Source organism: Phyllobacterium phragmitis (assembly GCF_002980495.1).
Lineage (GTDB): Bacteria > Pseudomonadota > Alphaproteobacteria > Rhizobiales > Rhizobiaceae > Paramesorhizobium > Paramesorhizobium phragmitis.
Window position 1 is genome coordinate 1 of record NZ_PVBR01000052.1, and the last position, 7,063, is coordinate 7,063.

At 57.8% G+C, this 7,063-nt stretch carries 5 protein-coding genes and 1 pseudogene; 5 read left to right on the forward strand and 1 reads right to left on the reverse strand.

Annotated features, from left to right (window positions below):
• Window positions 1–267 precede the first annotated feature (267 nt).
• The 4 genes and pseudogenes from C5748_RS27055 to C5748_RS29160 form a co-directional block, all read left to right on the forward strand.
• On the forward strand, window positions 268–1,545 hold the full coding sequence (locus C5748_RS27055) for a hypothetical protein (protein ID WP_105746126.1): 1,278 nt from the start codon (window positions 268–270) through the stop codon (window positions 1,543–1,545).
• 73 nt (window positions 1,546–1,618) lie between these two features.
• Window positions 1,619–2,056, forward strand: coding sequence for a site-specific integrase (locus C5748_RS29610; RefSeq protein WP_425350307.1), 438 nt, complete (start codon window positions 1,619–1,621; stop codon window positions 2,054–2,056).
• On the forward strand, window positions 2,004–2,294 hold the full coding sequence (locus C5748_RS29155) for a site-specific integrase (RefSeq protein ID WP_245582010.1): 291 nt from the start codon (window positions 2,004–2,006) through the stop codon (window positions 2,292–2,294). Before C5748_RS29610 ends, C5748_RS29155 begins: the two co-directional genes overlap by 53 nt.
• Window position 2,295: 1 nt before the next feature.
• Window positions 2,296–2,545: pseudogene (locus C5748_RS29160) on the forward strand (IS21 family transposase); the annotation flags it as partial.
• An 854-nt stretch (window positions 2,546–3,399) separates the two neighbouring features.
• Here the strand turns inward: C5748_RS29160 and C5748_RS28720 are convergent.
• The gene (locus tag C5748_RS28720) at window positions 3,400–3,720 is read right to left on the reverse strand and encodes a hypothetical protein (protein WP_210204482.1); all 321 of its coding nucleotides are present in this window, start codon (window positions 3,718–3,720) and stop codon (window positions 3,400–3,402) included.
• 309 nt (window positions 3,721–4,029) lie between these two features.
• On the opposite strand from C5748_RS28720, the gene C5748_RS27070 reads away from it, so the two are divergent.
• Window positions 4,030–7,063 (forward strand): autotransporter outer membrane beta-barrel domain-containing protein (locus tag C5748_RS27070; RefSeq protein ID WP_245582011.1); only part of this gene is annotated, 3,034 nt, incomplete at its 3' end.

The following is a 7,063-nucleotide window of genomic DNA, read 5'->3' on the forward strand; positions in this document are numbered from 1 at the left end:
TGGCGGGCTACGGCCCGTCCGGTTCGGAGGCGCAGCCGCAGCCGGGTACGCTGCAGATGAACTACAAGGTCACCCAGGGCGGCGGCAGCACATGGTCCAAACTCGCGACGCCGGACGGCACCGCGACGTCCTACACGCTGAACACGACCTTCCCGGCGTCCTAGACCCGCACACAATGTCCCCGGCCGCAACCGGCGGCCGGCGGACGCATCCATCAAAGCATGCCGTACCCAGCAGACCGTCTCGATGAGAGAACAGGAGAGAACCATGACCACCAAAACACTCAACGTTGGCACCCCGGCCTACACGATCCTGCCACTTGCAATCGATAAACGGCTCGCGGATCTGTTTCCAAATAACTTTGACTCCACGTTGGATCCCCCAATGGGCAGCCTCATCAAGGCGACCGTTGCTATCGTCGATTCCACCAATAAGGGCGTCCCCGGTCTTGACGTTGATTGGAGCTCTGCGACAATAGCTATGGGCCGGACAATAGCTATGGGCCGGTTCGTTTATTACAGAGAAAATCCGGATGGCGGTAATCCAACCGCAGCACAGAAGCTTGTTCCCGACAGGGATGGCAAGATAAAAACACGGACCGATGCGGATGGAGTAGCAATTGTCTATATGGGGTGCGACATCAACTCCATAGATCAGTTGCAGGTGAGCCTGCCAGGCAGCAGTTACACTTTTCCTGTGAGCCTGGTTTTTTGTACATTCGGCGGGAATGGTGTACTTGATGCGCCGACCATGCCTTTGCCCATTGATATACCCTATTTATATTACCCTGGTTGGCAAACGTACAGCATTGATACTAACCCAGATAGGGGCACAATTCCGCAAAATAATCTGAGGGTTGCGACCTATATACAAGGTCAGGCTGGAACAGACGGTCTGATCGATGTCTTCCATGCTCCACCAGGGCAGCCTTTGACGTTCCGTGTACCCTACATCGCGATGCTGGGAGACGATACCAGCGACAATGGCATACAGTATCTTGCGTGTTATCCAGGCGGGGTAGGAACGCTGTCTAGGCGAGGCATGTTTGCGGCAATCGGCACCCCCGTGCAGCAGCCGGATCCCCTACGACCAATACCGGAGAACTGGACGTCCCTCACCCCATTATATAAATGGAACCAAGAGCCGAACTTCCATTATCTCGACAACTCCGACGTGAGCAGGGACGGCACCTCAATCGAATTCCTCATACCGCTGTGGCCCAACTTTGGCTCCTTTATGGAAAATGTGAATGTCACCATGACATGCTATGTAAACGGGTGGCATGGAGTTAGCGGGCAGATTCACGTTGCTACGATAGCGATTACACGGACGGTGCAGGAATGGGGGCTGGATGAGGATTATCCAGGCTTTCTTTATGCGCCTATCAGCGCGGATCTGCTTAAAGATTTTGACGCTAATCCTCAAAACTCGTCTCAATTGGGTTACATGTATGTTACATTCACAGTGGGCGGGATTCATTTTTCCCCAGCTAACTGGTTTAATATAAAGTTCACTGCGGATCTGAGGTCGGATCGAGTTCTATGAGTTGCTCGTGACACAATAAACATGCAACGCATGTCAAGGTGATGGGCCGTTTGATCTTGGGCGAGGTGTTCATATGGGGTCGTCTTCTCTATTCGGCCTCGACGCCTACCTGACGTGGGCCGACGGGCGCGCTGAGCGGGTGGCGGCGCTGCAACATGATCGGCCGCGGACCATCGCGCTCGATGCCAACAAGGCCTACGATACGCAAAACCTGCACGGCAAGGGCGATAAGTGGCGGATCTGTCCACTATGGCCCGAGACCGCCTGCCTGCTTGGCGAGATGCTGCGTGACCGACGCCAGCCAGCGACGCCAGCAACTCCGGTATTCCTCAGCAACGTCGGCAAGCCGCTGACGCGATTCGGCCTGTACAAGCTCGTCTGGGCGTTATGGTTTGGACATTCGCATCGGCAACGGACGCAGGTTCATTTCTCCGCATGTTTGGAGACACACGACAGCCGTGCATCTACTCGAATCCGGTGTCGACGTGAACGTCATAAGAGGTTGGCTTGACCACGTCAGCCTGGATACGACCAACCGAGATGCCGAGATCAACATCAAGATGAAGCAGGAGGCTCGAAGCCTGTCAGGTGCCTTCGACTTCTTCTGTGGGGCCGTCCCGAAGACCAGTCGGGCAAAGCGAGCCAAAACTTCTCGAATAGCTCGCCGGCCTCTGATCAGTATGTGCCTCGCCGTCACCGAGAAGGCTAGATCCATAGGCTGCGGGCACATAACCGTTCTAGACTCATAACTGCGACAATCGGAAGGCCGGTGGCGCAACTGGCGTTGTGGTTCAAGCCGACGCTCAGCCAGACCTTTGCCGCTATGGTTGAACATTGGGATAGACGATCCTGCTAACCCGCAGCCTTAAGCCGCGCGACAAGAGCAAGGTCGAAGGTGCGGTGCTGATCGTCGAGCGCTGGCCCGTGGCGCAACTGGCGCTTCTTCAGTCCCGGCTATCACAACGCCGCGGCTGCGGTGTTGCTGGAGGATATGAACAATCATATTTATGGTTGTGAAGAATTTATTCTTCGCCACTAACTGGTTTTACATCAGATTTACAGCGGATCTGGGTTCGAATTGGATTCTGTAGGCCGCATGTGAAGATTCGTCACCCGCGACTTTATTTTCTGGTGTGACTTAATAACATTCAACGTGTTGCAAAAGTATAACACCAAAAATGTGCCGGTATCGCTCAGGTGTATTGGATATTGTAAATATCTCACACCAAAGATATAAGCGCTATAATTTAGATATTTACGGTTTTTTTCAAATGTTAAGGAATTACCCCGCATAATCCATATCAGAGATCGAAGAAGTAAGGAAAATGGGCAATGAACTTCACTTCGTCATACAGAGATACATCGGATATCCATGCGGATGAACAATATCAAAATGCCGAATCCTGCATAAAATACTGCGAAGTATGGGGGAGTCAGCAAGAGCGTACTCGTGAATTTCAGGTTCCGTCTACGCGCGCCGGACAGATAAGCTTTTCTGCGCATATTATGGATCGTTTGATGGGGAGCGTGCTTAGGTATCCGGGACGCCGGGGGAGGCGTATGGCGCTTGCGACCGGAACCGCTCTGGTGATGTTGATGGCATACGCTACTCAGCCGGGTTGGGCGCAAACGCTTGGTGGGGTCGGTGGGTGCACGAACGGGGGGTTTTGCTCATCAACGCCCGGTGGAGTCGGTGGCGCTGTTGGCGGGCAGGGTAGCCCGGGCACGGGCGGTCCAATGTTGAACGACGGGGGCGCAGGCGGCGGCGGTGGCGGCGCTGGCGGTGGTGCTGGCGGAACAGGGGGGGACGGTGGGGCAGGGCTGCTTGGAGGAGCGTCAGACCAGGATGGAACGTCAACTACTGCGATAAATCAAGGTGCCGGCGGCGGCGGCGGCGGGACCGGGGGGGCACACGCCCAACGTACTGCCGGACAGGTCGACAACAACAACTTGCTTACCGGCTTTGTCGGTAAAAAAGGCGGCGATGGCGGGAACTCGATCAATTCGCGCTCGTCTGCCGGCGGTGGCGGTGGCGGTGGAGCCGGGGGTTTTGCGTTGTTTTTGGACGGCGTGCAAGCGAATTCGAATACGTCGACGATCACGGGCGGACAGGGCGGTGCCGGCGGCAGCGGCGGCAACAGCCCCCAGAATCGAATTCTCAGTGAGCCAGGCCATGGCGGCAACGGAGGAGATGGCGGGATTGGCGTATATTTTTCTCCGGCTGCCATCGGCAGCTCATTGAGGAATGGGGGGGTCATTCAGGGCGGCAAGGGGGGGGGCGCGGGCAACGGAGGTACAGGGTCATCTTCAACCGCTGATGACAGAACAGGCAACGGCGGCACCGGAGGCATCGGCATTTGGGGCAACGGCGTTACCATTACGAATACTGGGGCCATTGTCGGGGGTACCGGCGGCGATTATTCGCTCCTTTTACCTAATCGTGGTGGGAGTGGAGGAGCCGGCATTGCTGGTTACGATTTGACCGTGATCAACAGCGGATCAATCACGGGGGGCGCAATCGGTCTCAACAACACCTCAATTAACCCACCCATTGTTGGCAATGCTATTACATTCACGAGCGGCACCAATATTCTGGAACTGCAAGCCGGATCAGTTATCACTGGCAATGTCGATGCGACCGCTGGGGCGAGCAATACATTGGTGCTGGGCGGCATGGCCGCCTGGCAATTGGATGCATCCAAGCTTGGAACGCAATACACTGGATTTCAGAACTTCCAGCTCAACGCCTCCAGCTCTACCATCTGGACACTGGAGAACACCACAAACGCCAAAACGCCTTGGACTCTGCTGAGCGGGACGCTATCTGTTGCGGCCGACAGTGCTCTCGGATTGAATTCCGGCAACCTCACATTCGACGGTGGTACGCTGCAGGTCAGGGAACTCTCCTTCACTAGTTTTGCCAATACAGCGCGAAACATCATCTGGGGCGCCAAGGGCGGCGGCTTCGACATCGCGGCGGCGGGCAATACCTTCACCGTGTCCCAAAACATCCTCAACACGGTTGGCAACCTCGACGCGCTCACCAAGACGGGCGCCGGCACCTTGGTGCTCTCGGGTGCCAACACTTACAAGGGAGGCACGAACATCAATGCCGGTACGCTGTCGGTTTCGTCCAACAACAATCTCGGCGATCCCAGCGGCGGCATCACCTTCAATGGCGGCACGCTGGAGAACACGAACTCGCTCGGGCTGACGCTCGGATCAGGGCGTGCGGTCAAGATGACCGGCGCAGGTACATTGAAGTCCGATAGCGATCTGACTGTGGCGGGCGATATTTCGGGATCGGGCGCGTTTGGAAAGATCGGGGACGGCAACCTGATCCTCACGGGAAGCAATTTCGGCTATACGGGTACGATGACGATCACCGGCGGAGAACTGCATGTCGGCACCGGCGGCGCGACGGGCACGCTCGGGGGTGCCGGCAGCAGCGTGGCGCTTACCGGTGCGAGCAATAAGCTCATTTTCGATCGCACCGGTGCCTTGACTTATGACGGCACGATCAAAGGCGATGGCTCGGTGACGGTGCAGGGCGGGCTTGAACTAACCCTGACCAAGGCCAACAGCTATAAGGGCCCGACGGAGGTCGTCACCGGCAGCACGCTGGTGGTCAATGGCGATCAAACGCAGGCGACAGGTGCGACCACCGTGGACGGCACGTTGCGCGGCGGCGGCACGATCGGCGGAGACGTGACGGTAAACCTCGGTGGTACGCTACTGGCGCAGGACGAGGCCGGCAACAATGTGAGCAAAGTCCAGATCAACGGTGCGCTGACGCTCCGCGGCGGTTCGAACACGAACTTCATCTATGATGTCGACCCTGGCAGCTCAGACCTGGATGCGCTGCAGGTTCTGGTCGATAAGGACATCACGATCGATGACGCTGCCATATTGAATGTCAAGACGGGTTCGGGGGTGACGCTCGCCCCCGGCATCTATGGTCTGCTGGAAGGGGCCTCGAGGTCGGGACAATTCGGCACGGGGAGCACTACCCCCCAAGGGACCACGGTGCAGTACACCGGGACGGAGGTCAACCTGAACAACCAAGGTTCGACTCCGCCGCCCCCTCCCGGGACCTACAGCTTCTGGGACGGGAAGCATATGGCTCCCACCGGCAGTGTCGATGGCGGAGATGGCACCTGGCAGGCTGCGGCCGGCGGTCTGACCAACTGGACCGACCAGGACGGGGCACACAATGGCGGTTTCGCCGACAAGAGCTTTGCTATTTTCCAGGGCCAGGGCGGTCTTGTGACGGTGGATGCGAGCAAGGGCGCGATCAATGCGGCCGGCATGCAATTCGCGGTGGACGGCTATCGCGTGACAGGGGACCCCATCACGCTATGGACATCCCCGACGGAACCGGCGGACAGCAACAAGAGCATCATCCGCGTCGGCAAGTATACGCAAAGTAGCGTTGATATGACGGCGGAAATCGAATCGCAACTGATCGATGCACCCGGCCAATCCATCCAACTGGTGAAGGACGATCTCGGCACCTTGGTCCTGAGCGGCGACAATACATATAGCGGCGGAACTTTGATCGACCGCGGAACCCTGTCGGTTTCTGCCGAGAAAAACCTTGGCGCTATACAAGGAGCACTTACCTTCGACGGCGGCGCGTTGAAGGTCACCGGCAAGGACTTCAAATCGACGACGCGCACGATCAATTGGGGCTCCTCCGGCGGCGGGTTCGATATCGACGACGCGGACAACACCTTCACGCTTTCGCCGACGCAAACACTGAGCGGCGCTGGCGGGCTCACCAAATCAGGCGCGGGCACGCTGCTGCTGTCCGGCGCAAACAGCTATACTGGCGCTACCTCCGTCAATGGGGGCACGCTTGCGGCGAACGCAGCGAACGTCTTCAGCCCGGATTCGGCCTTCAACGTCGATACGGGCGGCACGCTTGATCTCGGTGGGTACAACCAGACGCTGGCTTCGCTGACCAATGACGGCGACGTGCGCCTTGGTAATGGTACGCCAGGCACCACCCTCACCGTCAGCGGCGATTATACAGGCAAAGGTGGCACGATCTATCTCGATACCAAGCTGGAAGGTGATGATTCCCCGACCGACCTCATGCATGTTCGGGGCGCTACCTCAGGCGACAGCAACGTGCAGGTGACCAATATCGGCGGTAAGACCGCGCAGACCCATGAGGGCATCAAGATTATAGAGGTCGACGGCGCCTCGAACGGCACGTTCGAACTCGCCGGAGATAAAACGTATGAATTCCAGGGCCAGACGGCAATGGTCGGCGGTCCTTATGCCTACCAGCTCTACAAGGGTGGCGTCACCGATCCTGCTGATGGTGATTGGTATCTGCGCTCGATGCTGACGCCTCCCAATCCGCCATGCCCTGGTGGATCGTGCCCGCTCTACCAGCCGGGCGTGCCGATCTACGAGGCCTATGCGCAGGTGCTGCAGGAACTCAACGGCGTGGGAACGCTGCGCCAGCGTGTCGGCAACCGCTACTGGGGCGGCGCCGCCAATCCGATGC

Excerpts from the sequence above, each read along its gene's own strand:
- C5748_RS27055 (WP_105746126.1), top strand. The coding sequence starts at position 268 with ATGACCACCAAAACACTCAACGTTGGCACCCCGGCCTACACGATCCTG.
- C5748_RS29610 (WP_425350307.1), top strand. The coding sequence starts at position 1,619 with ATGGGGTCGTCTTCTCTATTCGGCCTCGACGCCTACCTGACGTGGGCC.
- C5748_RS28720 (WP_210204482.1), bottom strand. The coding sequence starts at position 3,720 with ATGGCCTGGCTCACTGAGAATTCGATTCTGGGGGCTGTTGCCGCCGCT.